This window comes from Pseudochrobactrum sp. AO18b (assembly GCF_000409565.1).
GTDB lineage: Bacteria > Pseudomonadota > Alphaproteobacteria > Rhizobiales > Rhizobiaceae > Pseudochrobactrum > Pseudochrobactrum saccharolyticum.
In genome coordinates this window covers 2,501-5,236 of sequence record NZ_ANNO01000005.1, presented here as the reverse complement: position 1 = coordinate 5,236, position 2,736 = coordinate 2,501, and the positions used below count along the sequence as shown (strand labels likewise).

At 51.6% G+C, this 2,736-nt stretch carries 1 rRNA gene (running past one end of the window); it reads right to left on the bottom strand.

Going from position 1 to position 2,736, the window contains the following annotated elements:
* Positions 1–24: 24 nt before the first annotated feature.
* A 23S ribosomal RNA gene (locus A918_RS0100220) occupies positions 25–2,736 on the bottom strand (it continues 96 nt past the right edge of the window).

Below are 2,736 nucleotides of genomic sequence, written 5' to 3'. Positions count from 1 at the left end.
CGCTGATGGATATTGATAATGAGAACAATCAAGTCGATCGAGCTATTAGTACCGGTCAGCTGCATGCATTACTGCACTTCCACATCCGGCCTATCAACGTGGTGGTCTTCCACGGCTCTGATAGGGAATACTCGTTTTAAGGTTAGTTTCCCGCTTAGATGCCTTCAGCGGTTATCTAGTCCGTATATAGCTACTCTGCTATGCCGTTGGCACGACAACAGATCCACCAGAGATACGTCCATCCCGGTCCTCTCGTACTAGGGACAGATCCTTTCAATATTCCTACACCCACGGCAGATAGGGACCGAACTGTCTCACGACGTTCTGAACCCAACTCACGTACCGCTTTAAATGGCGAACAGCCATACCCTTGGGACCTGCTCCAGCCCCAGGATGCGATGAGTCGACATCGAGGTGCCAAACAACCCCGTCGATATGGACTCTTGGGGGTCATCAGCCTGTTATCCCCGGCGTACCTTTTATCCGTTGAGCGATGGCCCTTCCACACGGGACCACCGGATCACTATGACCGACTTTCGTCTCTGCTCGACTTGTCTGTCTTGCAGTCAGGCGGGCTTATGCCATTGCACTCGACGAACGATTTCCGACCGTTCTGAGCCCACCATCGCGCGCCTCCGTTACTCTTTAGGAGGCGACCGCCCCAGTCAAACTACCCACCATACACGGTCCTGGACCCGGATATACGGGTCGCAGTTAGACATCTATGACGATAAGGGTGGTATTTCAAGGATGACTCCACGAAGGCTGGCGCCTCCGCTTCAAAGTCTACCACCTATCCTACACATGTCGCCACAAATGCCAGTGTAAAGCTATAGTAAAGGTGCACGGGGTCTTTCCGTCTAACCGCAGGAACCCCGCATCTTCACGGGGAATTCAATTTCACTGAGTCTGCGTTGGAGACAGCGGGGAAGTCGTTACGCCATTCGTGCAGGTCGGAACTTACCCGACAAGGAATTTCGCTACCTTAGGACCGTTATAGTTACGGCCGCCGTTTACTGGGGCTTCAATTCAAGGCTTGCACCTCTCCTCTTAACCTTCCAGCACCGGGCAGGCGTCAGACCCTATACGTCGTCTTGCGACTTCGCAGAGCCCTGTGTTTTTGGTAAACAGTCGCTACCCCCTGGTCTGTGCCACCCTCATCTGCTTGCGCAAACAAGGGTCACGCTTCTTCCGAAGTTACGCGTGCAATTTGCCGAGTTCCTTCAACGCAGTTCTCTCAAGCGCCTTGGTATACTCTACCAGTCCACCAGTGTCGGTTTAGGGTACGGTCTATATGTGGGAGCTATTTCCTGGAACCGCTTCGCTGCAAGATCAATCCAATAAGACCTTACAACACACGCGATCCGTCACTACCCACAGGCCCACGAATATTAACGTGGTTCCCATCGACTACGCCTTTCGGCCTCGCCTTAGGGGCCGGCTAACCCTGCTCAGATTAACTTTAAGCAGGAACCCTTGGACTTTCGGCGAGAGTGTCTCTCACACTCTTTATCGTTACTCATGTCAGCATTCTCACTTCTGATACCTCCAGGATCTCTCACGAGTATCCCTTCACAGGCTTACAGAACGCTCCGCTACCACGCACATACGTGCATCCACAGCTTCGGTGTATGGCTTTAGCCCCGGTACATTTTCGGCGCAAAGACCCTTATCTAGACCAGTGAGCTGTTACGCTTTCTTTAAATGATGGCTGCTTCTAAGCCAACATCCTGGTTGTTTTGGGATCCTCACATCCTTTCCCACTTAGCCATAACTTAGGGACCTTAGATGGTGGTCAGGGTTGTTGCCCTCTTCACGACGGACGTTAGCACCCGCCGTGTGTCTGCTGGGTAGTACTCTCAGGTATTCGGAGTTTGATTGAGATCAGTAAGACGGTGAGTCCCCATTACCCATTCAGTGCTCTACCCCCTGAGGTATTCGCCCAACGCTCTACCTAAATAGATTTCGCGGAGAACCAGCTATCTCCGAGTTTGATTGGCCTTTCACCCCTAGCCACAAGTCATCCCAATCTATTGCAACAGATATGGGTTCGGTCCTCCAGTTGGTGTTACCCAACCTTCAACCTGCTCATGGCTAGATCACTCGGTTTCGGGTCTAATCCGACGAACTGAACGCCCTGTTCAGACTCGCTTTCGCTACGCCTACACCTACCGGCTTAAGCTTGCTCGTCAGACTAAGTCGCTGACCCATTATACAAAAGGTACGCTGTCACCCAGAACGAATCTTGGGCTCCAACTGTTTGTAGGCAACCGGTTTCAGGTTCTCTTTCACTCCCCTTGTCGGGGTGCTTTTCACCTTTCCCTCACGGTACTTGTTCGCTATCGGTCATGCACGAGTACTTAGGCTTGGAGAGTGGTCTCCCCATGTTCAGACAGGATTTCACGTGTCCCGCCCTACTCAAGGACTACAAAGAGCATTACGCATACGGGGCTATCACCCACTACGGCAAACCTTTCCAGGTTCTTCTGCTTGTCTCTTTATAGCCACTGGCCTGGTCCGCGTTCGCTCGCCACTACTTGCGGAGTCTCGGTTGATGTCCTTTCCTGCAGGTACTTAGATGTTTCAGTTCCCTGCGTTCGCCTCTTACACCCTATTTTATTCAGATGCAGATACCTTATTAACAATACCTAGAAATCTAAACAGATCCGAAGATCTGCTTAAACTTTCTAGGTATTTAAGGTGGGTTGCCCCATTCGGAAATCGTCGGATCAAAGG